Annotated in this window: 18 protein-coding genes and 2 tRNA genes; 15 read left to right on the top strand and 5 right to left on the bottom strand. The window is 58.9% G+C overall.

Translation table 11 applies throughout. From position 1 onward, the window contains the following. Position 1: 1 nt before the first annotated feature. The 3 genes from K6U75_05085 to K6U75_05095 all read left to right on the top strand — a co-directional run bounded on the left by K6U75_05085 (position 2) and on the right by K6U75_05095 (position 2,783). A complete protein-coding gene (locus tag K6U75_05085) occupies positions 2 to 823 on the top strand; it encodes a sulfite exporter TauE/SafE family protein (protein ID MCL6474411.1) in 822 nt (273 codons plus the stop codon). A 93-nt stretch (positions 824 to 916) separates the two neighbouring features. After that, positions 917 to 2,230, top strand: a complete 1,314-nt coding sequence (locus tag K6U75_05090; protein MCL6474412.1) for an O-acetylhomoserine aminocarboxypropyltransferase/cysteine synthase — start codon at positions 917 to 919, stop codon at positions 2,228 to 2,230. A gap of 106 nt (positions 2,231 to 2,336) precedes the next feature. Then, positions 2,337 to 2,783, top strand: a complete 447-nt coding sequence (locus K6U75_05095) for a hypothetical protein (protein ID MCL6474413.1) — start codon at positions 2,337 to 2,339, stop codon at positions 2,781 to 2,783. Positions 2,784 to 2,786: 3 nt separating this feature from the next. Here K6U75_05095 and K6U75_05100 read toward each other — a convergent pair whose 3' ends face one another. After that, positions 2,787 to 4,043 carry a phosphopentomutase gene (locus K6U75_05100; protein ID MCL6474414.1) on the bottom strand — a complete coding sequence of 419 codons (1,257 nt, stop codon included), beginning with the start codon at positions 4,041 to 4,043 and terminating at the stop codon, positions 2,787 to 2,789. A gap of 203 nt (positions 4,044 to 4,246) precedes the next feature. Here K6U75_05100 and K6U75_05105 point away from each other — a divergent pair, with 203 nt between their 5' ends. Further along, positions 4,247 to 6,769 (top strand): mannose-1-phosphate guanyltransferase, encoded by a 2,523-nt coding sequence (locus K6U75_05105; GenBank protein MCL6474415.1) that lies wholly within the window; start codon positions 4,247 to 4,249, stop codon positions 6,767 to 6,769. 69 nt (positions 6,770 to 6,838) lie between these two features. Further along, positions 6,839 to 8,176: an MFS transporter gene (locus K6U75_05110; protein ID MCL6474416.1), complete on the top strand. Its 1,338-nt coding sequence runs from the start codon at positions 6,839 to 6,841 to the stop codon at positions 8,174 to 8,176. A gap of 92 nt (positions 8,177 to 8,268) precedes the next feature. Here K6U75_05110 and K6U75_05115 read toward each other — a convergent pair. The 4 genes from K6U75_05115 to K6U75_05130 form a co-directional block, all read right to left on the bottom strand. Then, positions 8,269 to 8,344: transfer RNA gene (locus K6U75_05115), tRNA-Ala, on the bottom strand. Between the two features lie 46 nt (positions 8,345 to 8,390). Beyond that, on the bottom strand, positions 8,391 to 10,052 hold the full coding sequence (gene recN / locus K6U75_05120) for a DNA repair protein RecN (protein ID MCL6474417.1): 1,662 nt from the start codon (positions 10,050 to 10,052) through the stop codon (positions 8,391 to 8,393). A 2-nt stretch (positions 10,053 to 10,054) separates the two neighbouring features. Further along, positions 10,055 to 10,933 (bottom strand): NAD(+)/NADH kinase, encoded by an 879-nt coding sequence (locus K6U75_05125; protein MCL6474418.1) that lies wholly within the window; start codon positions 10,931 to 10,933, stop codon positions 10,055 to 10,057. Continuing rightward, positions 10,930 to 12,375, bottom strand: a complete 1,446-nt coding sequence (locus K6U75_05130; GenBank protein MCL6474419.1) for a tetratricopeptide repeat protein — start codon at positions 12,373 to 12,375, stop codon at positions 10,930 to 10,932. Before K6U75_05130 ends, K6U75_05125 begins: the two co-directional genes overlap by 4 nt. A gap of 163 nt (positions 12,376 to 12,538) precedes the next feature. Between K6U75_05130 and K6U75_05135 the strand changes: the two genes are divergently transcribed. The 10 genes from K6U75_05135 (at position 12,539) to K6U75_05180 (ending at position 24,090) form a co-directional block, all read left to right on the top strand. Further along, a complete protein-coding gene (locus K6U75_05135) occupies positions 12,539 to 13,990 on the top strand; it encodes a menaquinone biosynthesis decarboxylase (protein ID MCL6474420.1) in 1,452 nt (483 codons plus the stop codon). Continuing rightward, positions 13,990 to 14,550 carry a phosphatase PAP2 family protein gene (locus tag K6U75_05140; protein MCL6474421.1) on the top strand — a complete coding sequence of 187 codons (561 nt, stop codon included), beginning with the start codon at positions 13,990 to 13,992 and terminating at the stop codon, positions 14,548 to 14,550. Before K6U75_05135 ends, K6U75_05140 begins: the two co-directional genes overlap by 1 nt. Positions 14,551 to 14,659: 109 nt before the next feature. Next, positions 14,660 to 17,671: a hypothetical protein gene (locus K6U75_05145; protein MCL6474422.1), complete on the top strand. Its 3,012-nt coding sequence runs from the start codon at positions 14,660 to 14,662 to the stop codon at positions 17,669 to 17,671. An 88-nt stretch (positions 17,672 to 17,759) separates the two neighbouring features. Next, complete coding sequence (locus tag K6U75_05150) at positions 17,760 to 19,190, top strand: MATE family efflux transporter (GenBank protein MCL6474423.1); 1,431 nt, start codon at positions 17,760 to 17,762, stop codon at positions 19,188 to 19,190. A gap of 77 nt (positions 19,191 to 19,267) precedes the next feature. Beyond that, a tRNA-Gly gene (locus K6U75_05155) sits at positions 19,268 to 19,334 on the top strand. 90 nt (positions 19,335 to 19,424) lie between these two features. Beyond that, a complete protein-coding gene (locus K6U75_05160) occupies positions 19,425 to 20,342 on the top strand; it encodes a tyrosine-type recombinase/integrase (protein ID MCL6474424.1) in 918 nt (305 codons plus the stop codon). Positions 20,343 to 20,347: 5 nt separating this feature from the next. Then, complete coding sequence (locus K6U75_05165) at positions 20,348 to 20,656, top strand: hypothetical protein (GenBank protein ID MCL6474425.1); 309 nt, start codon at positions 20,348 to 20,350, stop codon at positions 20,654 to 20,656. Positions 20,657 to 20,828: 172 nt separating this feature from the next. Further along, a complete protein-coding gene (locus tag K6U75_05170) occupies positions 20,829 to 21,017 on the top strand; it encodes a helix-turn-helix domain-containing protein (protein ID MCL6474426.1) in 189 nt (62 codons plus the stop codon). Positions 21,018 to 21,305: 288 nt separating this feature from the next. Next, complete coding sequence (locus K6U75_05175) at positions 21,306 to 23,156, top strand: AAA family ATPase (GenBank protein ID MCL6474427.1); 1,851 nt, start codon at positions 21,306 to 21,308, stop codon at positions 23,154 to 23,156. Beyond that, the gene (locus tag K6U75_05180; GenBank protein ID MCL6474428.1) at positions 23,143 to 24,090 is read left to right on the top strand and encodes a DUF669 domain-containing protein; all 948 of its coding nucleotides are present in this window, start codon (positions 23,143 to 23,145) and stop codon (positions 24,088 to 24,090) included. Before K6U75_05175 ends, K6U75_05180 begins: the two co-directional genes overlap by 14 nt. Positions 24,091 to 24,135: the final 45 nt, after the last annotated feature.

Consider the following 24,135-nt stretch of genomic DNA (forward strand, 5'->3'; position numbering starts at 1 on the left):
GATGGAACCGCTGAGGCTCTTTACCGTTTTTGCGGCTTCGGTGCTGGCGGGCACACTGGGCGCGTTGCTGGGATTGGGCGGCGGCATTATTCTCGTGCCTGCGCTGGTGCTGGTGCTGGGAGTGCCCGAAAAAACGGCGGTTGCTACAAGCCTGTTAGGCGTCATCGCCACGTCGGTCGTTGCCAGCACCTCGCATCTGCGCTATCGGTACACCAATATCCCGCTGGCGATGTGGCTGGTCAGTGCTGCCGTGTTGGGCGCACTGCTGGGTAGCATGCTCTTCCAGAGGATCGAGGCTCGGTGGATTGCGCTGGGATTTGTCGTCCTGCAGACTTACGTGGCGTGGATACTTTGGCGGCGGCAGGAACCTTCTGCTGGCTCTGAGCCGGTGATACAGGACACCAACGGCGCAAGTGCGTGTTACGTAGACCATGCCACCGGTGTGACCGTTTGTTACACGCCATCTCGTCTGTATGCTGGATGGGGGGCGGGTCTTGTCGCCGGCGTGATATCGGCACTGCTGGGTGTAGGAGGCGGGATTATCAAAGTACCTGTGATGAATCTGTGGATGAACGTGCCACTGAAGGCGGCTGCCGCAACCAGCTCGTTCATGTTGGGGATGACAGGCAGTGTGAGCGCGGCGATATACCTGCTGCGCGGTTATGTCGACCCCACGCTGGCAGCCCCTTCGGTGCTGGGTGTGATGGCTGGAGCGCACCTGGGAGCGTTTTTATCCAGACGAATGCGCTCGCGCGTGCTGCGCCACGTGCTGATTGCGCTGCTGGTGGTGAGCGCAATCCGAATGGCATGGAGGGTGTTCTGAATGGAACAGTTCCAATCCGCGTTCAACTATCCGCTTGCACCAATCTTGACCAAGATGATATAATAAGTCATCAATCAAAAAGGAGGTTTCGTGATGGCTTTCGGACCCAATGAGGCGGAACTGAAGTTCGATACGCTTGCCGTTCACGGGGGGCAACAGCCAGACCCCACCACACTGGCACGCGCTGTACCTATCTATCAAACCACATCCTACCTGTTCACCGACGCCGACCACGCCGCGCGGCTGTTCGCTCTGGAAGAGTTCGGCAACATCTACACCCGAATCATGAATCCCACCGTGGACGTGTTCGAAAAGCGTGTGGCGCTGCTGGAAGGGGGTGTGGGGGCACTGGCAACCTCCTCGGGACAGGCAGCGGAAACACTGGCTATCCTCACCATCCTCAAGGCGGGCGATGAGGTAATTTCCGCCAACAGCCTGTACGGCGGAACGTATAACCTGTTCCGACACACCCTGCCGAAGATGGGCATTAAAGTCCACTTTGTCGACCCGATAGACCCCAACAACTTCCGCAAGGCACTCACGCCCAAAACCAAACTTATCTACGCCGAGATGGTGGGCAACCCCAAGCTGGACACACTGGACGTGGAGGCCGTCGCGAACATCGCACACGAAGCGGGCATCCCGCTGATGGTGGATAACACCATGCCAACCCCCGCGCTGATTCAGCCCATCCAGTGGGGGGCAGACATCGTGGTGCATTCCACCACCAAGTTCATCGGCGGGCACGGCACGTCCATCGGTGGGGTCATCGTCGATTCGGGCAAGTTCGACTGGGGCAACGGCAATTTCCCGGACTTCACCTCGCCCGACCCTTCCTATCATGGGCTCGTACTGTGGGATTTGCCGGAGCCGCTAAAGTCCATGAGCTTTATCCTGAAAGCGCGCCTGCAGATGATGCGCGACATCGGCGCGTGCATGAGCCCGTTCAATGCCTTCCTGTTCCTGCAGGGGCTGGAGACGTTGCACCTGCGCATGGAGCGCCACAGCGACAACGCCATGCAAGTCGCCCGTTTCCTGGAAGAGCATCCCTGCGTCAGCTGGGTGAGCTATCCGGGGCTGCCCTCGCATCCCACGCATGAAACCGCGAAGAAGTACCATAAGGGCGGTCGCTACGGTGCGATTATCGGTTTCGGCATCAAAGGGGGCTATGAGGCGGGCAAGCAGTTCATCAACGAGCTGAAGCTCTTCTCCCTGCTGGCGAACATCGGTGACGCCAAGTCGCTGGTCATCCATCCGGCATCCACCACGCACCAGCAGCTCACTCCCGAAGAGCAGCTCGAAACCGGTGTCACCCCCGACTTCATCCGCCTGTCCATCGGTATCGAGGACGTAGAAGACATCATCGCCGATTTGGACCAGGCTTTGCGCAAGGCGGCGCGGGTGTGAACCTTTGCCGTGTGGTCGCGTCTACAGAATCGGAGAAACTTCCACGAGAGTTGCGCGGCTGGCGGGCTGTGCAACTCCGCATGGGGTAGCAAAGGAGGAACACAGGATGCGAACCGCAGGGCAGAATCGTCTGGTATGGGCACTGGGTGTTGTGGTGTTGATTGCCTCCGTGCTGATGTTGTGGCAGAAGACGCAGGCGCAGCTGGAGATGCCCCCGGCGCCGGGCGGCGTGGTAGCCATGCAACCGCCGGGGCAACCGGTACCGCCTCCACCCGGTCCAGGACAGCCGTTCCCGGGCCAACCGTTCCCCGGTATCGGGGAGCGACTCGCGCTGGGGCAAGTTGCGATAGCGGCGAACAGCGACTACGTGTACGTGGTGCGGGGCAATATGCTATATCAATTCTCCGCGAGGACGCTGGAGCTGGTCAAATCCACGGAACTGCCTCGTCCGCAGATACGCCCGCGCGCCGCAGGAGCGGAAACGCAACCCCAACCGCAGCTGCGCCAGCGGCGTCGACTGCAGGATCAGGGGCAACCGCCCGCGCAACCTTAGCGGTTACCATCGTCTCATCCCCTGACCTCTCCCCTCTCCCGAATCTTCGGGAGAGGGGGTTGGGGGTGAGGTCAATGACGCACGCATTCGCAGCATCGGGTAGAAGCTTCCTTCCCCCCACTTCGCTTCCAGACCGAACGCATCCGCCATGGTGGCAGCGATGTCGGCGAAGCAATCGCGTGTGCCGAGGTCTACTCCCTGCTCCATGTCTGGACTGTAACACAACAGCGGCACATACTCGCGCGAATGGTCGGTACTGGGAGTGGTGGGGTCGTTGCCGTGGTCGGCGGTAAGGATGAGCAGGTCACCCGTACGCAGTCGCTGCAGTACTTCGGTCAACCCTGCGTCGAACTCCTGCAGTGCCCTTGCGAAACCCTGCGGGTCATTGCGATGTCCGTAGAGCATGTCGAAGTCCTCGAAGTTGGTGAAGATGAAATCAGCGGGTTGTTCCATTGCCTGCAGGGTGGCTCGAAAGTGCTCCGGATTACTGCCTGTACGCACGGAGTAAGCGAAACCGCGCTCCGCGAAGACCTGCCCAATCACTCCGATACCATTGACCTTCCGTCCTGTCTCGGCAAGCTGGTCTATCAGGTTGTAAGGCGGAGGCAGAGGGAAATCGCGGCGGTTTTCCGTGCGTCGGAAGGAAGAAGCGTCCTTGCCAACGAACGGTCGGGCAATCACCCTCTGCACGTGATGGGGAGGTTTCAGTATCTCTCGGGCGATGAGACACATCTCGTATAGCCGCTGTGGCGGAATGACCTCTTCGTGTGCAGCTATCTGGAACACGCTGTCCGCCGAGGTGTACACAATCGGATAGCCCGTGCGCAGATGCTCTTCGCCCAGCTGTTTGATGATTTCGGTGCCGGAAGCGGGATAGTTGCCCAGTATCTTCGTGCCGATTGCCCGTTCGAATGCCGAGATAACCTCGGGCGGGAAGCCATGCGGGTAGGTGGGAAAGGGATCTTCGGTGATAACCCCCATCATTTCCCAGTGCCCTGTCACCGTATCCTTGCCCGCCGATCTCTCCTGCATCTTCCCATAAGCAGCAAGTGGGGGCTGTGCTGGAGGCACGCCCTGTATCGGGAGGATATTCCCCAGCCCCAACCGTTGCAGGTTGGGCAGGTGCAAGCCTCCCACCGCCTCCGCCAGATGTGCCAGCGTGTTGGGTTCGTTGACGCCGAAATCGCCAAACTGCGCGGCGTCGGGAGCAGCGCCGACGCCACAACCGTCCATTACCAACAGGATAACCCGTCGTATCATGCGTCCTCCCTCTTGTGCTTGACTATACCTGGAACGTGCTGTTCCGTGCAAGAGCGGAATAGCAGGTAAACGGACGGAAGAGAAGGAACTAAAATAATGATAACATACCGTCTGGCAAAGGAGCCAGGCATCCGACGAAGGGGCGGTAAGCATCCTGACGTTTTGGTGCTGGAGAATCTAACCACTGAGAGGAGGTATCTACTATGAAAGCGATCGTGATGGCTGGCGGAGAAGGCACCAGGCTGCGCCCGTTGACCTCCCGCCGTCCCAAACCTCTGGTACCCGTGATGAACCGTCCAATTATGGAACATATCATCCTGCTGCTCAAACAGCATGGTATTACCGATATCGTGGTCACCCTGTACTACCTCGCCGATGAGATTTCAGGATATTTCGGCAAAGGAGAAGACTGGGGAGTTCGTATCGAGTATGTGACCGAAGAGAGCCCCTTGGGGACAGCAGGGGCGGTACGGCAGGCGGCAGATATGTTACGTGATGAGCCTTTTCTTATCGTATCTGGAGATGCCCTCACCGATATCGATCTGGGTAAGTTCATCCGCTACCACCGCTCGAAAGGGGCAACAGCCACTCTGGCATTAGCACATGTGCCCAACCCCCGCGAGTTCGGCGTGGTGATTACCGACGAGGACGGACGCATTCAGCGCTTCCTGGAAAAGCCCGACTGGAGCAACGTGTTCTCCGACACGGTGAACACGGGCATGTATGTGATTGAACCCGAGGTGCTGAACCTGATGGAACCGAAGCGGGTTTACGACTGGAGCCAGGACATTTTCCCGCAGCTGCTGCGCGACGGCAAGCCCCTGTACGGATACATCCTGGAGCCGGACGAGTACTGGTGTGATGTGGGCACTATCGAGCAGTATCGCGAGGCACATGAGCAGGTGCTGGAGCGCAAGGTGCATTTACAGTTGCCGGCGATAGAGTACGCGCCGGGTATCTGGGTGGAGGCAGGAGCGCAGATCAGTCCAGAGGCGGAGGTGCATCAGCCCGTCTACATCGGCAGGCATGCCACCATCAAACGTGGAGCGCGTGTGGGACCGTACAGCGTCATCGGTGATAACACTATCATCGAAGAGGGAGCAGTGGTCGAACGCAGCGTGTTGTGGGACTCGGTATACGTGGGCACAAACGCACACGTTGCTTCGGCGGTCGTCGGCAGCCACAGCACGGTCAAAAGGGAGGTCAACCTTTTGGAAGGCGCAGTCGTTGGTGACCGCGTGACCATCGGTGAAGGGAGCACCGTGCGCCCTAACCTGAAAATATGGCCGGACAAGTTCATCGAACCCGGCTCCATCGTCACCATGAGCCTGATATGGGGAAAGAAGTGGCAGGGGTCGTTATTCCGCAATCTGGGAGTAGCGGGCATTGTCAATGTGGAGGTGACCCCAGAGTTTGCCACCAAGCTGGCGGCAGCATATGGTGTGTTGCTGCGCAAAGGGGCAGCGGTGTTGCTCTCACGTGACTCGCACAAATCTTCGCGAGCCATTAAGCACGCCGTGATGAGCGGTTTGCTGTCGGTGGGAGTGAACGTGTTCGACCTGCGCTCGATGCCCGTGCCGATTGCCCGTCATCATATCCGCGCCAGCGGTGCGGCGGGCGGCATGAACGTGCGCATCGCACCGTATAACCCGCGCCTCACGCTCATCGAGTTCTTCGATAAGAACGGTATCTATATCTCCAAAAGCATGGAGCGCAAGATAGAGAGCGTCTTTTTCCGCGAGGACATCGTGCGCACGGATATCGAGGAGGTGGGCGAAATCGAGTTTGCCTCGCGCGCCATCGAGCAATACCAGTCGGACTTCTTCCAGCACGTGGACTCGCGTTGTCTGGGCGAGCCACGCTATCGGGTGGTGCTGGATTTCGCCTTCCATCGCATGGCGTCCATTTTCCCCACGATTCTGGGTAAGATGAACTGCGAGGTCATCGCTCTTAACGCTTATGCAGACCCCGACCGCGCACCGCATACTGAAGAACAGGTGCAAGACCATCTGCGCAATCTCCAGCAGATTGTACAGAGCCTGCGAGCGGATGTCGGGGTTCTGTTCGAGAGCGATGGCGAGCGCATGCGTATCGTCGACGCGCACGGCAGTATCCTGTCTGACCAGCGCCTGCTTATCCTGTATGCTCTCGCGGCTTCCATCGGGTATCGGCGCGCACGCATCGCGGTACCGGTCACCGCCTCCAGCGTGATCGAGCCTCTGGTGACCCAGCATGGCGGAACGGTGGTGCGCACCAAAACCGACGTACGCTCTCTGATGGGCATCGCCGTCTCGGAGAGCGAGCCAGTGTTCATGGCTGGCGACGGTGAGGGCGGTTTCATCCTGCCGCAGTTCCAGCCGTCCTTCGACGCCTTGTACGCCTTCGTCAAGCTGCTGGAGCTGCTCTCTCGGGCAAAAACCACCCTGCATGAGCTGGCAGAGCGGATACCCGATTTCTTCCTCGTGAAGCGCACTGTGCAGTGCCCGTGGGAGCTGAAGGGCACGGTGATGCGGGTGATGACCAAAGAGTGCCGCGACAGCGGGAAGGTAGAGCTTATCGATGGCATCAAGGTCTACCAGAATGGGCGATGGGCACTCATCCTGCCCGATGCTGCCGAGCCGTCGTTCCATCTGTATGCGGAAGCGGAAAGCCCTGAGGCGGCAGAGATTCTGCTGACGCAATACCTGCAGCGCATCGAGCAGATGAAGGAAAGGGGAACCGCCTAAGCGGCAGGTGAACGGCTCGCTCTGAACGAAGATATACCAGCGAAACACATTCCGTTGGAGGGAAGATGGATGGAACAAAGAAGGGGCAATGGTGTTCTGTACCTGCGCTTGTCTATCATGATGTTCTTGCAGTTTGCCGTGTGGGGGGCATGGGCGGTCGTTATCGGCGGGCACATGCAACATCTGGGCTTCACGGGCAAGCAGATTAGCTATGTGTTCGGCACGACCGCCTTTGGTTCTCTCATCTCGCCGCTCATCGCGGGATGGATTGCTGACCGCTTGATGCCTGCGCAAATCTTCACGGCGGTGTCTCACTTTGTCGGCGCGATTCTGCTGTTTATCGCGTGGCGACAGACGGAGTTCTGGCCGCTGTGGACGTCCATTTTGCTTTACGCTGTGCTGTATATGCCTACCATTGCGCTGACCAACGCCATCGCTTTTCACCACATGAAGGACGCACAGAAGTTCGGCAACGTCCGCGTGTGGGGTACTATCGGCTGGATTGCGGTGCAGTGGTTCATGGCGGCATACCTGCGCTTCTGGGAGGTGCGCACCCCTGGCGTTAGCCACACGGGCGACAGTCTGGTGGTGGCGGGCATTGTGTCCATCCTGATGGGGCTGTATTGCCTGACCCTGCCCAATACCCCGCCTGCCAAGGAGGCCAAGAACCCTTACGCCTTTTTGGAGGCTTTGCAGCTGCGCGTCAACCGCAACTTCGCGGTGCTGTTGACCATCTCGTTCATTGTAGCCATCGAGCTCCCGTTCTACTATAACCTGACCTTCCTGTTCCTGACGGAGCCGCGGCACCCGACCCTGCGTCTTGGGGGTGTTGGTTTGCCAGAGAGTACCGCACAGTTTGCCATGACACTGGGGCAGGTGGGCGAAGTCTTACTGATGGTCTTGCTGTACCCCTCCATCCGCTATCTGGGCATGCGTACCACCATCTTTCTGGGCATTCTCGCCTGGCCAGTGCGCTATGCAATATTCGCCATTGGGGAACCGACATGGCTGGTTATCGCCGCGCAGACCCTGCACGGCATCTGCTACTCCTTCTTCTTCGCGGGTGGCATGATTGCGGTCGAGCGTCTCAGCCCGAAAGACATCCGTGCCAGTGCGCAGGGGCTGCTGGTGTTTGCCACGAACGGCTTGGGGATGCTCATTGGGCACTTCCTGTCGGGACGTGTCCACGATTACTTCCTGACCACGCAATCGGTAATGGTCAATGACAAACTGACACCACTGCATAACTGGACCTTGATTTTCATCGTGCCCATCGCCATCACTGTGGTTGCGGGATTGGTGTTCCTAGTGCTGTTCAACGAGAGGCAGTTCCGCGAGGACTCGGAACACATCGAGCGAGGCGAAGTGGAGAAGGTTTACCCGAATATCGCGGGTGCGCCTGCTTAGGCGTACCACTGTTGTTTTCGCGGCGCGGCTCGGCTATGGTCGCGCCCTGTTGCCACCAACCGCGGCCAGCACTGCCCCTTCCGAGCCAAAATTGGTGGAGCAGGGGGGATTCGAACCCCCGACCTCTACATTGCGATTGTAGCGCTCTCCCAGCTGAGCTACTGCCCCACGCCGTGGCATAGTATACACTATTTTGGAAATGTTTGCAAGCTGGTCAATGAACCGTTTCCAGCATCTCCCGCGCATGGCGCAATGCGCTCTCTCCCGTGTCGCCCAGCATTCGCGCAATCTCGCGCACGCGGGCTTCGCCCTCCACAGGGGTGACGGCGGTCACGGTGCGTCCTTCCGCTTCGCGCTTCTCGATGAGCAGATGCGCCCGGGCACGACTGGCAATCTGAGGCAGGTGGGTGATGCACAGTACCTGCCTTTGTTGGCTGAGGGACTGCAGTTTCTGCCCCACAACGCCCGCGGTACGCCCGCCGATGCCGATGTCAATCTCGTCAAACACCAGTGTGGGAACGTCTTCGACTCCCGCCAGCACGCTCTTAATCGCCAGCATCACGCGCGACAACTCGCCACCCGATGCGATTTTGGAGAGAGGTCGGGGTGGCTCGCCTGGGTTAGGGGCAAACAGAAACTCTACCGCGTCCACGCCGTCGCTCTCCAGAGGCTTGGGCGTCAGTTTCACCTCAAATCGGGCGCGGGGCATCGCCAGTTCACCCAGTTCCTGCGCCACCGCCTGCTCGAAACGACGCGCCCCTTCGCGGCGCAGTCGGCTCAGCTCTTGTGCCAGATTCTGTGCCCTTTGCTCGGCTTGCCGAAGCGCGCGCATCAGCTCTTCCGCCCTTTCCTCCCCTCCCTGCAATCGCTCCATCTTCCCGGTCACCTCGCGCAGGTAATCCAGCACCGCCTCCACTGTGTCGCCGTATTTGCGTTTCAGCGTGCGGATAAGGTGCAGGCGGTCCTGCACCTCGTTCAGGCGTTCGGGATTGAACTCCACCCGGTCGCGATAAGCCCGCAGGTCGGCGGTGGCATCCTGCACGGCGTAGAGTGCGTTTTGCAGGTTTTCCACCATCGGCTGCAGGTCGGTGTCAATAGGCACTATCTCCTCCAGGGTGCGCACCGCCTGAGCCAGCAGGTCTACCGCTGCCGGTTCGCCCGCGGTAAGCAGTTCGTAGGCTGTCTCTGCCGATGCGAACAGCTTCTCGGCGTGCGCGAGGCGGCGCTCCTCGGCAAGCAGTTCTTCCTCTTCGCCGGGCGTCAGATGTGCCTGCTCGATCTCCTGCTTCTGGAATGTATAGAGGTCCAGCAGGTGTGCCCGCTCACGAGCATCCGCCTGCAGGGTGCTCAGTTCGCGTTGCAGGGCACGCATCTCACGCACGCACTCGCCCAGTTCCGCCTTCAGGCTCAGCACCTCCTGGCCGCACCACTCGTCCAGAAAGCGCATCTGCTCGCTCGTGTGGAACAGGGACTGATGCTGGTGCTGACCGTGCAGGTCCACCAGCAGGTCGCCTACCGCTTTCAGGGTAGCCACGGGCAGCGGACGTCCGTTAATTCTCGCCTGGGAACGTCCGCCTGAGAACAGTTCGCGCGTCAGGTAGAGCAGACCCTCTTCGGGGACGACGCCGAGATCCTGTATTCGGGCGATAAGACGAGGAGAGGCGGATACGTCGAACACGGCGGTGACCTGGGCGCGTTCTGCCCCGGCACGAAGCATCTCTGCCTCCGCTCGCTCGCCCAGTGCGAGGCTGAGCGCGTCGATCAGGATGGACTTGCCTGCGCCCGTCTCGCCGGTGAGCACGTTCAAGCCCGGCTCGAAACGCAGGCTCAGCCGGTCGATAATGGCTATCTGTTCCACAGCGAGCTCGACCAGCATGGCTACACGTTGACCCTCTCTCCCCACAACAGGCGGTCGCGCAGTTTCGTGTAGAACTCGTCGGGGTCAAACACGATCAGGTGGGTGCGTTCCTGGGCGCGGAAAACACGAACCGCATCTCCAGAACGCAGGCTCACCGCTTCTCCGCCGTCTGCCTGCAGGTGGAACTCTCCGTCGTCGGCGGTTACCACCACCTTCACCTGTTTCTCGGCGGGCAGTATCAGCGGTCGCGCGCTGAGGGTGTGGGCGCAGATGGGCGTCAACAGCAACACCTCGCAGGCGGGGTCCACAATCGCACCCCCTGCCGAAAGTGAGTAGGCGGTGGAACCCGTCGGTGTGGACACCACCAGTCCATCGGCGGAATAGGTGGCGAGGAAGGTATCGTTGACATAGGTTTGCAGGGTAATCATGCGGGCTACCGCCCCTTTGGTCACCACCACCTCGTTGAGCGCGAGGGCGTCACATATCGGCTTGCCTTCACGGTAGACAATCGCCCGCACCATCAGGCGCTTCTCGATTGTGAAGTCGCCCGCCTGTACCCTTGCGATGGCGGCGCGCAGGTCCTGAGGCTTGACCTGCGCGATGAAGCCAAAACGCCCCAAATGCACCCCGAGGATGGGGATCGCCCGTGAGGCGGCAAGGTGGCTCGCTCGCAGGATGGTTCCGTCGCCACCCAGCGCGATGAGGAGGTCGCTCTGGCAAAGGGCGGATTCCTCACACTGGTACTCAGGCATTCCCAGCGCGCTGGCGATTTCCGGTTCCAGAAGCACCTGCAGACCGTGTTGACGCAGCCACTCCACCGCCTCACGGGTAAACCGCAGGGCGTCGGGCTTATCGGTGTGTACTATCAGGCCCACGCGCTGTAACATCATCATGCTCATGGAGTGGTGGTTCTGGTGAACCGTTGCAGGTTGTTGCGGGCGTCGGTATAGTTGGGATTAATGCTCAATGCCCGTCGGTAGCATTCAATAGCTTCGTTTTTCTTGCCCATCTTCTCGTACACCACGCCCAGGTTGTTATGGGCGTAGGCGTAGTTGGGGTTTATCGCTATCGCTTGTTTCAGGTAGTTCTCCGCCTCCTGAAGCCTGCCCTGTCGGTCGCAGACCAGCCCCAGCCCATTGAGTGCTTCGATGTTACGGGCATCCTGTTTGAGAGCCAGTTTGTAGTGCGCCTCGGCTTCCGAGTCGCGGTTCATTCGGTACAGCAGGTTCGCGAGCGCGACACGCCCTCTCAGGTGTTGCGGCGACAGCACGAGCAGTTTCTCCCAAGCCTGCACCGCTTCTTCGTTCTTGTTCTGCAATACCAGCACCGCGCCCAGTTGCCACCAGCCTTCGGCATCTTTGGGGTAGGCTTCCACCAGCGCACGGTAGGTGTTTTCTGCCTCCGTCAGGCGTTTGTCCTTTTGATAGAGCGACGCGAGCGCGAGCAGGGTATCGCGGTGATTCGGCTGCAGTTCCAGCGCACGGCGCAGAGCCTTTTCCGCTTCGGCGGAGTTGTTGGCACGGGCATACAGCACGCCCAGATTATAGTGAGCCACAAACGAATTGGGCTGCATGGAGGCAGCACGCTGGAAAAGCGGTATCGCTTTGGCGTCCTGTTTCTGAGAGGCATAGGTCTGCGCCAGACCGAGCACCGCCCCTGCGGAACGAGCATCTATTGCCAGCGCCTTCACAAAAGCCGCTTCCGCATCGCGCAGGTTACCTGCGGCGTGCAGAGCCAGCCCGAGATTAGTCCACACCTGTGGGTTTTTCGGTTCCAGGGCAGCCGCCTTGCGATACGTCTCTATCGCCTCTTTCAGGCGGTTCGCCCCCATCAGTGCCACGCCGAGGTTGTTCCAGATATAGGGGTCCTGAGGAGCTAATCGGGCGGCGGTCTGGAATGCGACTATGGCGTCGTTCAGCTTGCCCTGCTTCATCAGGATATTTGCCATGTTGTAGTGGGCGTCGGCGAAATCGGGCTTCAGCTTTAGCACGGTGCGGTACTCCGCCAGCGCTTTGTCGGGTTGTCCCGTATGCAGATAGGCGTTGCCCAGATTGTTATGCGCCTGTGCATCGTCGGGCGCCAGCTGAACCAGCTGCTCCAGCACGGGTACAGCATCTGCCGCTCTACCCACGCGCAGATACAGGAACCCTAGCCACTGCAATGTGCCCTTGTGGTTGGGAGATTTCTGTCGCGCACCCTCCAGCGTCTCTATCGCCTGCTGGACATTGCCTGCCTGATACTGCTTTACCGCTCGGGCAACCAGATTGTCCACCTCGTCTGCGAAAGCAACAAGCGCAGCGAGGGAAAGCAGAATCCACCAAACGGAACGACGAAGCATCATCCTCTTCCCTCCCCGGCTAGCGGTACGCTCTGATTATATCAGATAGCGCGGAGGAGAGGCAATTCTGCCCCCAATGCCGTCCTGCTGGGCGCACGGGTGTCGGGTTTTGCACCAGCATACTCTTTTCTGGTACATTGATTCCAACAGGAGGGAAAGGCAGCTTATGGCATACCGTGATTTTCAGCATTTCCTGAGCGTTCTCGAGCAGCAAGGGGAGCTCAAGCGCATCGCCTATCCGCTGGACCCCGTGCTGGAGGTTACCGAAGTGGCAGACCGCGTGATGAAGTCGGGCGGTCCCGCATTACTCATCGAAAAACCCAAGGGCTACGACATTCCCATCGCCATCAACACCTTCGGCTCGCGCAAGCGAATGAGTCTGGCGCTGGGAGTAAACGATTTCGAGGAGATTGCCTGCGAGATCGAGAACCTGTTGAAACCCGAAATCCCCGAGCGGTTCATCGAGAAAATCGGCATGTTGCCCAAGCTGCTGCGGCTGGCGGACATGCCTCCCAAAAAGCGCAGCGGCGACGGTTTGTGCCAGCAGGTGGTTATTACAGGCAATGAGGTGGACATCGAGAAACTGCCCCACCTGAAGTGCTGGCCCGAGGACGGAGGACGTTATATCACCCTGCCGCTGGTGTTCACGCACGACCCCAACACGGGCAAGCGCAACGTCGGCATGTACCGCATTCAGGTGCTGAACCGAAACACCACTGCCATGCACTGGCAGCTGCACAAAGTGGGCGCGGAACATCATCGCGCCGCCGAGGAAAAGCAGCAACCGATTCAGGTGGCGGTGGTGCTGGGCGGAGACCCCGCACTGACTTACTCCGCTACTGCGCCACTACCGCCCGGAATCGACGAGATGATGTTCGCTGGCTTCCTGCGCCGTCAGCCCGTGGAGCTGGTCAAATGCAAGACCGTCGACGTGTGGGTTCCTGCCGACGCCGAGATTGTGCTGGAAGGATACGTCAACCCGGGCGAGCGGGTGATGGAGGGACCGTTCGGCGACCACACGGGCTACTACAGCCTCGCCGACCTGTATCCTGTTTTCCACGTGACCGCTGTCACGCACCGCAAAAACCCTGTCTACCCCGCCACCATCGTGGGGCGACCGCCGATGGAGGACGCCTGGCTGGGCAAAGCTACCGAACGCATCTTCCTGCCGATCATCAAATTGATGGTGCCCGAGATTGTGGATATGAACCTGCCGGTAGAAGCGTGCTTCCACAATCTGGCGATTGTCTCCATCAAGAAGCGGTATCCGGGGCACGCCTTCAAGGTGATGAACGCGCTGTGGGGGCTGGGGCAACTTATGTTCACCAAGATAATCATTGTGCTGGATGACGACGTGAACGTGCATGACATGTACGAGGTCATCTGGCGGTTCACCAACAATATCGACCCTGAGCGCGACATGCTGGTGACGCGCGGACCGATTGACGTGCTCGACCACGCCTCGCGGATGCTGGGCTTCGGTTCCAAAATCGGCTTCGATGCCACGCGAAAGTGGCCCTCCGAAGGCTTCACCCGCGAGTGGCCCGCGGTCATCCGGATGTCGCCGGAGGTCAAAGCGCGTATCGACCAAATCTGGCAGCAGCTGGGGCTGGACTGATGGCGGAAGCAGACCGCGCCCTCTTCTTCTGGATTAACCACGGGTGGCACCACCCTTGGCTGAACGACTTCTTCTGGGCGATGACGTGGCTGGGGGTGGGATGGGTGCAGGTTCTGCTTGCGCTGATAGTGCTGGCGCTGGCGCGGCGGTACGGCGACCAACTGTGGGCAGTCCTTTATCGCCGTGCTTTTGCCAGCCTTCTGTGGGCGTGGCTGATGTCGGGCGTTGCGACGCAAATAGTGAAGCGAACGTGGGACCGCCCGCGTCCGTCCAATCTGGCAGGCGCGCTGGTGGCGGCGGATGAGCGTATCTTCAGCAAGTCCTTCCCATCCGGACACTCCTGCACCACCGCGGCGATGGCGATGGTGTTGACGATAGCGTTCTGGAAACGCTATCCGGGCGTGGTGGTGGGAGCGTGGGTGGTGACGCTGCTGGTGATGCTGTCGCGGGTGTATCGCGGCGTGCATTACCCGTCGGATGTGGTGGCGGGCGCACTAATTGGGGCGGTGTGCGGGTACCTGGTGGTGGCGTGGGTGCAACATCGCAAACTTGCTCGTTAGTGGTTTTACGGGCTGCGGCAGTTGCAGACATGGGTTGCTTGGGCAGGGGAGCGGTAAGATTGCGTGGTGAAATATAAAAGGCATAAAGCAAGATCTCTGGAGGTCTCCTATGCGAGTGGTGGGACCGATTGTGCTGGCGTTGCAAGTCAGTTGCCTCGTCGCTGCAGATGTCATCACTGTGGACAATCCCTTCTTGCGCATCCGGGTAGAGGGCGGGTGGCTGCGTAGCCTGCAGGTAGACCCCTTGGGCAAGGGCAACTACGTTCCGTCGCGTTTTCTGGGGCTGGTGGCGGGTGACGATTCCGTGCTGAGCCTACCGCCGACAGGCGAAGGTCGCATCGAGGGTCATCGTCTGATATGGCGAGGAGCGACATTGCTGGTTCCCCGGCAATCCTTTGCTTCAGCAGTGCGTCAGCAAGCTTTGCGCCTCGAGCCCGGACATACCCTGGCGCAGGAGTTTGAACTCGGTGAACCAGGGTTGACCGTCGTGGAGGTCAACTGCCCGACATGGCTCACCACTGGTAGCGGCATGACCCTCAGTCTGTGGCGATGGGAGAACGGTGCCTGGCAGCAGATTGCCCACCAGAAGTTCACCAATGTGCAGGACAACCGATGGGTTCGTCTGGTGGTTGTCCCTCAGCCCGCTGGTCGCTACCGCGTGCAGATGAGCGACCCGGTGGGCACCATCGGCTGGTGGGCCACCCTGGAACGACGACTGCCCGGGTCGGTGCCCCTGCGCGATGGACAGCCGGTGGCAGAGAGGGAACGTTGCATGCGCCTGTGGCTGTTCGCTGTTCGCCAGGCGGACGTCCTCTATTCGCTAGAGGGCAATCGGCTGCAAATCACCGTGCAAGGAAGCGAAGTCAAGGAGTGGGTTCTACTGACGCCGTGGGACTACGACGGGACAGATGTTACCGACCCCGAACGCATCCCCTTCCGTCGCTTCTTCTCCGACTCCGGGAGATACCTGCCAGTGGAGCAACTGAAACGGCGCGATGAGCTGGATTGGGGCATGCACGCGCGAGACTGGCTGGAGATGACCGGCAACGGCACGGCAGACTATCGGTGGCGAAACCTCAACGGCGAGCTGCGCTGGGCGATGACCGCCGACCGACTGCGACTGAGCCTGCGCACCAGGGCAACCGTCACTCTCGAACTCCTGCCCCACGATGAACGACGGCTGCCCGCTTTCTATCCGCGTTTCTTCAGTTCCAACTCGCGTTTGGATGACCTGATGAACCGCTTCTATTACGAACGCGCCTTCAGCTGGCCGTTATCGCCCGCCTTTGCCGACTGGATGGAATGGCTGGCGCGGACGCGCTACTGGGTGGCGTTACCCGGATTTCACGCCCGCGAACGGGCGCATCTGCTGCACTATAAACTGGATGAAGACGGCTACGTCTACACCTGGGGCGACCGCAAGGAGTGGCCCTTCCCCGACAACGAGAAGTACGACGCCCGCCACTTCACCACCAACGCCAACTTCATCCTGGGCTGCTGGCGCTACTACTGCTGGACGGGCGACAAAGAGTTTCTGAGACACAACATCGCCCGCATCCGCCGCGCGATGGAATGGCAGCTCACCGAGTGCCGAGGCGCGGAAGGGCTGTTCGTCATCACCAGCCCCGAACACGACGGCACCACGAAAGGTTTACATTCGAATTACTGGGATAACATCCCCTTCGGACACCTCTCCGCCTATGAGAATATCTACTTCTATGCCAGTTTACAGGCGATGGCGGAGATCGAGTCGGTGATGTCGCAAGAAAAGACGCCCAATGCTCCCACTCCACGCACACCCAGCTACTATCGCCAGCTGGCACAACAGGTGAAACGCCGCTACGAAGAGACGTTCTGGAACGAGTCGGCGGGACGGTTCATCGGCTGTGTGGATATCCACGGCAACCGCCACGATTACGGCTTTACCTACGTCAACATCGAAGCGCTGGCATACGGTCTGGGCGATACCGAAAAGGCGAGGCGTATTTACCACTGGATGGAAAAAGAACCAACCTCCACAGGGAAAGCGGACACCTACTTCTTCGAGTTCGCGCCGCGCGTCAACACGCTGGACTGTTCCGGATGGTGGTATCTGGAAGGCAAGGGGGAGATACCCTCCCAGCCGTTCGACACGCACTGCGAGAACGGCGGCGCGATTCTGTATACCTCTTTCTTTGACCTGATGGCGCGGCACCGCTGGCTGGGCGCGGACAACGCCTGGCAGCGACTGTGGGGCATCCTGTGCCGTTACGACCAGCCCGACCGCCTCTGCGGCGGCAATCCCATGTATTTCGGCGGCAAGCCGTATATCAACGGCTGGGCTGTCGGCACCGACATCCCCTTCCCCGAAAGCGGACTGGTTCCCACCTACTTCCTGTATGGCTTTTTGGGGGTGGAGGCGCGTGTGGACGGTTTACATATATCACCCAAACTGCCCAGCGATTTGACCTTCGCGGGCGTGCGGAACCTGTTCTATCGGGGGTTGCTGTTAGACCTGCGCGTGCAAAAAGAGGGCGAAGGCTATCGGATAACTCTCGCCTGTTCCCAGCCGGGTCATCGCTTCCGCATCCAGCAGCGCGTGCGGGAGGGTGAGACGTGGGTATTTCGCCAGCCGCCTGCGCCAGCACGCTTCCCCGACATCGCCAAAGTGATAGGTGCAGACTGGCGCGCCGAGTGGATATGGCTGCCGGGGCAATGGGAAACGCCGAACATCACGGTATATGCCCGGCGCACTTTTGACCTCCCCGCGAGGCCCATCGAAGCGACGCTGTGGGTGAGTGCAGACAACCGGTACCGCCTGTGGGTGAACGGCGTCTTCGTGGGCGAAGACGATGACTTCGCAGTCGCCGAGCGCTACGATGTCACCCGGTTGCTCAAGCCGGGAAGGAACCTGCTTGCCCTGCAGGTGGACAACGTGGACGGTCCTGGCGGGCTGTTGCTGGAGATGCGCGTCCGCCTGCCCAACGGGCAGACAAGGTGGGTGATTTCCGACCCCGGCTGGAAGGTGACCGACCGCGAATCGAAGGGGTGGTACACGCTCTCTTTTGATGACAGCCGCTGGCTTCCTGGCGAATCGCGTGGACAAGCCCCGGTTTTTCCGTGGGGCATGATTGAGCGGTAGCAGGTGGTTCTCCTCCGCGCTCCGCTGGTATCAGGCAGAAGGATATGGTAAGATAAAGTGCGTCATCTCTACAGGTAGATACTTGCGGATGCCGGAGCCTACGTCCATCTCATCAAAATCAGACCGGGCGGATGCGGACTCCGCTCGGGCGATGCTACCCTCTGCCCTGCGCACGCAGAGAGAGCCGTCGTGGCGAGACATCGCACGCGACGTGTGGCACATCAGTCTCCCTGCCGTCACCACCAACCTGCTGCAAACCACCAACGCTTTCCTGGACCGCATGTTCGTAGGGCGATTGGGACGGGATGCGCTGGCAGCGGTGGGCGTGGCGGGGCAGGGCATGTTTTTGCTGATGGCTGTGTCGTTCATCGTGGGGACAGGCACTGCCGCGCTGGTTGCCCGGTTCGTTGGGGGGCAGGTGCTGGAAGATGCGCGTAAAGCGCTGCGACAATCGCTCACCGTGGCGGCACTCATGGGCGCGGTGTGCATGGTCGTTGGCTACCTGCTGGCGAAGCCTGCTTTCCACCTGATGGGGATGGAACCTTCCGCCGAGCGTGCCACGATTAACTTCTTCTCCATTGCCTTGCTGGGCGTGGTGCCCCTGTTTGTGGGGCAGGCGCTGGGGGCAGTCTTTCGTGGCATGGGCGACATGCGCACGCCGCTGAAGGTGATGGTTCTCGTGAACATCGTGCATATCTTGCTGGACTTCGCGCTGATTTTCGGCATCGGTCCGTTTCCTCGCATGGGTCTGGCAGGCGCAGCAACTGCCTTGACCATCTCGCAGTGGTTTGGGTTTGTCATGTTCTGGCTGGCGCTGCGCAGGCATCCGGTGATGGGCAAAGCCGTGCGGTTCCAGCGACTGGATATGATGTGGGCAAAGCGCATCGTGAACATCGGTGCTCCCGCATCGCTGCAGGCGCTGTTGCGCATCACCAGTATGCTGGGATACACACGCATCCTCTCCGCGACGCCACAGGGAACCGCCGCCTTGGCTGCACTACCGATTGGCTTAACCGCCGAATCCATCGCCTTCATGCCTGGTCTGGGCTACAGCATGGCGGCGACGGCACTGGTTGGGCAGAGCCTGGGCGCAAAACGGGCGGACATCGCTACCCGCTACGCATGGATGGCAACCGCGCAAGCCTGCGTGATTATGACCATCATGGGCATAGTGTTTTATATATTTGCCTATCCTTTTGCACGCTGGTTTACCAGCGACCCGCTGGTGGTGGAAGTAGCCGCAGCTTACCTGCGCATCAACGCCTATGCGGAACCCTTTCTCGCGCTGGCGATTGTGCTTTCGGGAGCGTTTCAGGGAGCTGGCGACACACGCACGCCAACATGGATTACTTTTATCACCATGTGGCTGTTCCGGCTACCGCTTGCCTACCTGCTGGCATTGACTTTGGGCTACGGCACGCACGGCGCGTGGTGGGCGATGGCGGCTTCGATGATGGTCTCTGGTTTGCTCACCGCTGTGTTCTTCCAGCGTGGCGGCTGGAAACGGGTCAAAGTGTGACCCGGTGCTCACTGAGCACCCTCAAAATCGCTTGACAACTCCTGCGGGAGTGTGTAGAATATTAACGTAGAGCGAGCGGGAGTAGTTCAGTGGCAGAACGCCAGCTTCCCAAGCTGGATGTCGCGCTGAAAGCCTCACCCACCACACTACATCTTGTGCCTCTTCACCCTGCATCAGCCTGAAAACCACAACATGTTGTGTTGCCACCAAACACACACACGGGAGGCGCAACACATGCAGATACTCAGCTTGCACATCACGGACACAAACACCATTAACACCACATTCACGTTGTGGATGGAAGCACTACAGGCACGCAGGCTTACATCACGAACACTGGAAACCTACAGCGATATGGTAAGTGGCTTTGTGGCTTTCTTGTGCCAGCAAGGTTGCCAGCAGTTAGAGGAAGTGCAACCCCACCACATTCGCCAGTGGCTGATACACAAGCAAGCACAAGCAGTAAGCACCCACACCCTGCACAACGCCTACAGGCTACCACGAACCTTCTGGAACTGGTGCATACGCGAAGGCTTAACGGAACACAACCCTTTCGCGAAGGTAGAACCACCAAAACGTGAACAGGTGCTGAAGCCTGCCCTGAACCCTGAGCAGGTGGAAGCCTTACTGCAGGCGTGTGAAGGCAGGCACTGGCTACGCCTGCGCGATAAGGCACTGGTTCTGCTGTTGCTGGATACAGGCTTGCGCATTCACGAATGCCACCAGTTGCGCGTGGGTGATGTTCTGCAGAACGCGCTGATTGTGCGTGGCAAAGGTGGTAAACAGCGCATGGTGGTGCTGAGCGCAGAAGTAAGGCTTGCCTTACTGCGATACCTGAAGGCGTGCCCTGCGAAGCCTTCTGCACAACAGCCACTGTGGCATGGCGCAGATGGCGCACTTACTCTGGATGGCTTGAAACTGGCGGTGCGCAAGGCAGGCAAGCGTGCTGGTATTCAGTTAGGCGCACACCAGTTGCGCAGAACCTTTGCCACGTGGAGCCTGCGCAATGGGATTGATTTGGAACACCTGCGCCTGCTGATGGGGCACAGCGACCTGAAAACCACACAGCAATACCTGGCACTGGTAGAAGATGATTTGAAACGCGCACACGAACAGCACAGCCCACTGAAAACCTTGCGTGAAAGGAGGTGAAACAGATGGCTACCCACTACTTCGAAGCAGAAGGCAAGGTATACAAACTGAACACCACCACTGCCACCAAACTGCTGGATACCTTCAGGCGCAATGGCAACCCACAAACGCGCTGGAGCGAAATCTATCGCACACCAGCAGGCAGGTATGTGCAGGTGAATCGCACGCAGTGGGAAGGTGAAGAAGATTCAGCAAGCCTGCTTCACGAAGAAGAGGTGGTGATAGCACTGGCACTGGCTGAACCTTCACAGCGCACACCAGAAGGTGAAGCCCTGCTGGCGCAGAAAGAATCTGCCTTCGTGCAACAGGCATGAATCTGCGCAGAAAAACATCTACACAAACCCTTGCAGTTTGTGGCAAGGTGTGGTATAATGTAGATGCTGGCGCGATGCGCTAGAGGATTGAAACTAGCCTGCTAAGATACCCGGATTGCTGTTTTACAGCACAGGCGAATCTTAGCAGGCTTTTTGCTTTAGGAGGTGCTAAATGCAAGAAACGCAGTACAAACTGTTGAGTGTGAAGCAAACAGCGCAGGAACTGGGCGTAAGCCGGGAAACCGTGCGCAGGTGGATCCACAAGGGTGTACTTCGCGCTGTGCGCATAGGGAGGAACCACAAGATACCTGAGGCACAATTGCAGAAACTGATAAGGAGGCAGGGTGAGCTAACGCCTTAGCATTCCAAAACGAAACTCGCCTGCGCCAGGTTTTGAGCAAGCCACACGCGCAGGCGAGACACCTGGTAGCTGAGCGAGCCACTACAACCATAGGAGGTTGCACCAGGAGATTACACTATGATTATACCACAAAAGTTGCAAAATGTGTTAGCCAGATTGGGCAATGTGCGCCAACAGCGCGATGGCAGCTGGTTGGCGCACTGCCCTGCGCACGATGATCACGAGCCAAGCCTTCACATTACCCTGCAAAATGAAAGGGTGCTTCTTCACTGCTTTGCAGGATGCTCCTTGCAAGCGATCTGCAACGCGCTGAACATTGAACCCAAACATCTGTTCCTGTGCGAAGAACCAGCAAGCCACCAGCACCCTGAAGGCGAAGGATTAACACTGCAAGCCTTCGCGAAGGCGAAACACCTTGAGGCTGAACTGTTGCGCCAGGCGCAGGTTACGCAAGGTATGTATCAGGGTAAGCCTGCTGTGTTGCTCAAGTATCGCGATGCTGAAGGCGACCTGCAGGCGATTCGCTATCGTGTGACACTGGCAGGCGATCGCTTCAGGTGGCAGAAGGGTGCTGAGCCTCGCCAGTTAGCGTATGGCGAGTGGTGGCTTCCCCAATGGCGTGAAAAGGGCAGGCGCGAAATTGTGCTGGTAGAGGGAGAGAGTGATGCCTTAACACTGTGGCAGATGGGCGTGCCAGCACTGGGCATTGCGGGAGCAAACAGTTTGAGCGAATATCACGCTGAACTGTTGGCAGGCTTTAAGGTGGTGGTTTGGCAGGAACCTGATTCAGGGGGCGCAACCTTCGCGCAGAAGGCTTCGCAGCTGTTCCAGAACGTGAGGCTAATCGAGCCACCACAAGGCGTGAAAGATGCGAATGAACTGTGGCTCAAGTGTGTGGCCCAACACGGCGAGAACGCGAAGGCTATTTTCAAACAGCAGATTCGCGAACTGCTGGCGCAGGCGAAGCCTGTGGAGGCTAGTGAACCCCAGACCTTGCATGAAACCTTGCAATATATAAGGGGTTGCAAGCTTCAAGGTGTTAACCACCTGTATACTCTCCACGAACTGAAGAACGCGCCTGCCCACGAATCTTCAACAGAGGCGAGCCTGCCCTTCTTCGGTGTTTCAGGAATCATCCGTAAGGGCAGGAGCCACCTGCTGGCAGGCAAGCCACGTGTTGGGAAAACTGAAGCCCTGTTTCGTGGTGGAGTGCTGGAGTGGCACAACGAGAGAATACTCTACCTGAGCGAGGAGGGTATCGAAGATTGGCGCGTGCGCCTCGCCAGCTTCGCGGATGATGAATTGCCTGAACAGTGCCACGTGCGTTTGTGCGCAGGAGAATCGCGTGAGAATCTTCTGGCTGAGATTCGCGAAGGGGGTTACAGCGTGGTGGTGTTGGATACCCTGCGTGGGGTATGGCGATTGAGTGATGAACTCCACCCTTCACGTGTGATCCAGGATGTATCACCCCTGATTGATTTACAGCGCAAGTTGCGGTTTACACTGGTGGTGCTTCACCATGAGCGCAAGGCAGAAGGCGAGGCTTTCAGCGATAGGTTTGCTGGAACGAATGCCTTGAGTGGTATGTTTGATATGCTACTGAGCCTGAACCAGAAGAGCGAGGGCAATTTGGTGCTTTCCTACGAAGGTAGAACCTCGCAAGGTGGCAGCCTGATGCTGCAGTGGCAGGATGGCAACCTGCGCTACGTGGGCGAGGCAGAAACAATGGAGTGGCGAGTGCTACTTCAGCGCATCGAGGCAGTGCTGTATCGTGCGAGTAAGCCATTAAACACTCAAGAGGTTAGGCGTGAATTAGGCGAACCTCTTCCAGGTTATCGCACTGTGTTGAACGCCTTAAACTATCTCTACCAGAACCAACAGATTGAACGCGAACCAAAAGAGACCAAAGCTGGGGCTACTTACAGATGGTACATCACACCCACAAGGCGTGAAAGCCACAAGGCAACCCCTGAATCTGTTGCTATCCCCCACCTTGCACCTTGCGAGCCTATATATATGCAAGGTTTTTTGCAAGGTTCGAGCGATGGCGAGCCTGAACTGCCCTGGTGGGCAACAGGCGAGGGCGTGCCAGAAGGTGAGCCTGCCTTTCTGGAGGTGAGCGAAGATGAACGCGCATGAGTTGCTGGATGCCCTTCACGTGGCAGGCATCGCTGTATGGGTAGAACAGGGCAGGTTGGGTATTTACCCACCTTCACGCCTCACGCCAGAACTGAAGCAGGCACTGCGCGAGCAGGGCAAAGAGCTGGCGCGAATCATCGAGCAGGAATATATCTGCTGGCACTGCGAAAGCCACCACGTGCGCTTCGATGTGCCACTACAGCGTTACGTGTGTGAAGCGTGCAGGCGCGTGCTACAGGAACCTCTTTCACCCTTCCCACCACTGCATGAACTGCTATGGCAGGCAGGTTCAGTGTATGGTTTCCCTGCGCTGAAGTTAGCACCCCACATCACCCTGAAGGCAGGGCGTGAATCATGGCTTACCTTCTGCACCTCACCCTTCACGAAACACCACACACGCCTGCTGGTGCTGGCGTATCGCAAACTGGTAAACCCTGCACAGGCAGATGAGATAGAACCTGAACCCAACCACAAACCACATCACACGACGGAGGTGAACCACATGAAACTGGTATGGCAAGATTCCGAACCACTGCCCACTGGCGAATACCTGGTAAGGGTTGCCAGCATCACTGAGAAGGAGGGCAAGTACAGCCTGCAGTTACAGTGGATGTTTCGCGTGCTGGAACCAGGATACGAAGGGCGCGAACTGATTGCCTACACGAACGCCACCAACAGCACCACAGCCAAACTGGCGCAGTGGGCACGGGCGTTAGGTTGTGAAGTGGTGCCCGGTGAAGAGTTTGATACGGATGAACTGGTGGGGCGCAAGGCTATCGCTGTGGTGGTGGTAAAGCCTTCTCAGCAGGGCAATCGCTACAACCACGTGGAGAACCTGCTACCAGTGCGCCAGAAGAAGCCTGTGGCTGTGAGTGCGAAGGCAGAAAGCGAGGCAGAAGAACGCGATTACTTCTCTGAAGAAGAAGAGGATTGAACCTTCGCGTAGAAGGCGTTTCTAAGCCACCAGAAAGCCTGTACA

The organism is Bacillota bacterium, from assembly GCA_023511455.1.
In the GTDB taxonomy this organism is placed as follows: Bacteria; Armatimonadota; HRBIN16; order HRBIN16; family HRBIN16; genus HRBIN16.

Excerpts from the sequence above, each read along its gene's own strand:
- K6U75_05125 (MCL6474418.1), bottom strand. The coding sequence starts at position 10,933 with ATGAGCATGATGATGTTACAGCGCGTGGGCCTGATAGTACACACCGAT.
- K6U75_05165 (MCL6474425.1), top strand. The coding sequence starts at position 20,348 with ATGGCTACCCACTACTTCGAAGCAGAAGGCAAGGTATACAAACTGAAC.
- K6U75_05145 (MCL6474422.1), top strand. The coding sequence starts at position 14,660 with ATGCGAGTGGTGGGACCGATTGTGCTGGCGTTGCAAGTCAGTTGCCTC.
- K6U75_05160 (MCL6474424.1), top strand. The coding sequence starts at position 19,425 with ATGCAGATACTCAGCTTGCACATCACGGACACAAACACCATTAACACC.
- K6U75_05085 (MCL6474411.1), top strand. The coding sequence starts at position 2 with ATGGAACCGCTGAGGCTCTTTACCGTTTTTGCGGCTTCGGTGCTGGCG.
- K6U75_05130 (MCL6474419.1), bottom strand. The coding sequence starts at position 12,375 with ATGATGCTTCGTCGTTCCGTTTGGTGGATTCTGCTTTCCCTCGCTGCG.
- K6U75_05090 (MCL6474412.1), top strand. The coding sequence starts at position 917 with ATGGCTTTCGGACCCAATGAGGCGGAACTGAAGTTCGATACGCTTGCC.
- K6U75_05105 (MCL6474415.1), top strand. The coding sequence starts at position 4,247 with ATGAAAGCGATCGTGATGGCTGGCGGAGAAGGCACCAGGCTGCGCCCG.
- K6U75_05180 (MCL6474428.1), top strand. The coding sequence starts at position 23,143 with ATGAACGCGCATGAGTTGCTGGATGCCCTTCACGTGGCAGGCATCGCT.
- K6U75_05100 (MCL6474414.1), bottom strand. The coding sequence starts at position 4,043 with ATGATACGACGGGTTATCCTGTTGGTAATGGACGGTTGTGGCGTCGGC.
- K6U75_05170 (MCL6474426.1), top strand. The coding sequence starts at position 20,829 with ATGCAAGAAACGCAGTACAAACTGTTGAGTGTGAAGCAAACAGCGCAG.
- K6U75_05135 (MCL6474420.1), top strand. The coding sequence starts at position 12,539 with ATGGCATACCGTGATTTTCAGCATTTCCTGAGCGTTCTCGAGCAGCAA.
- K6U75_05110 (MCL6474416.1), top strand. The coding sequence starts at position 6,839 with ATGGAACAAAGAAGGGGCAATGGTGTTCTGTACCTGCGCTTGTCTATC.
- K6U75_05140 (MCL6474421.1), top strand. The coding sequence starts at position 13,990 with ATGGCGGAAGCAGACCGCGCCCTCTTCTTCTGGATTAACCACGGGTGG.
- K6U75_05095 (MCL6474413.1), top strand. The coding sequence starts at position 2,337 with ATGCGAACCGCAGGGCAGAATCGTCTGGTATGGGCACTGGGTGTTGTG.
- recN (MCL6474417.1), bottom strand. The coding sequence starts at position 10,052 with ATGCTGGTCGAGCTCGCTGTGGAACAGATAGCCATTATCGACCGGCTG.
- K6U75_05150 (MCL6474423.1), top strand. The coding sequence starts at position 17,760 with ATGCCGGAGCCTACGTCCATCTCATCAAAATCAGACCGGGCGGATGCG.